1 protein-coding gene is annotated in these 274 nt (G+C 67.2%); it reads left to right on the forward strand.

Annotation, left to right across the window (positions count from 1 at the left end):
- The coding region (locus tag SB751_RS30360) for a hypothetical protein (RefSeq protein ID WP_410749066.1) at window positions 1–274 on the forward strand (274 nt) is incomplete at both ends.

The raw sequence follows: 274 nt of genomic DNA on the forward strand, positions 1-274 counted from the left end.
CCCCTTGGTCGGGAGAAAAACCGACTTCGATCGTACCGGCGGCGGGCACGGAAATGGGCGCGGCGGGTGCGGCGCTGGCGCCCGCAGCACCCGAGCCAACCGTTGCTGACCCCGACGCCGCCGGCTTGGCTTGCGCCTGCGCGGGCAAGGGCGACGTCAACGCCAAACCGGTCGCACAGACCGCAACGAATCGGGACAAGGCAAACGAAGCATTCACGGCAATCATCCGGGAAAAAGCAGCGGCGGCATCGTTGCCGCCCAAGCTGCCAACTGT

It is taken from the genome of Cupriavidus sp. SIMBA_020 (assembly GCF_046535395.1).
GTDB classification, from domain to species: Bacteria; Pseudomonadota; Gammaproteobacteria; order Burkholderiales; family Burkholderiaceae; genus Cupriavidus; species Cupriavidus campinensis.